This window comes from Psychrobacter proteolyticus (assembly GCF_038155145.1).
Classification (GTDB): Bacteria; Pseudomonadota; Gammaproteobacteria; order Pseudomonadales; family Moraxellaceae; genus Psychrobacter; species Psychrobacter proteolyticus_B.
Window position 1 is genome coordinate 1 of sequence record NZ_JBAKAY010000235.1, and the last position, 210, is coordinate 210.

Annotated in this window: 1 pseudogene; it reads left to right on the forward strand. The window is 50.5% G+C overall.

Going from position 1 to position 210, the window contains the following annotated elements:
• Positions 1 to 210, forward strand: a pseudogene (locus V6252_RS13665) (DNA repair protein RadA); the annotation flags it as partial.

Genomic DNA, 210 nt, shown 5'->3' on the forward strand with positions numbered 1-210 from the left:
CGCCAATCCATCAGCGATAGTTTTGCGTCGTTATGACAAACCTGTTGCTGGATCGGTAGTAATGGTCCGCCGTGAAGGTACAAGGCCGTTACTAGTAGAAGTGCAGGCCGTGGTAGATGATTCACAAGGCTCGCCTAGAAGGATGGCGCTGGGACTAGATTTCCAAGGTTTATCGAAGTTACTAGCAGTGATGCATCGCCATGGCGGAAT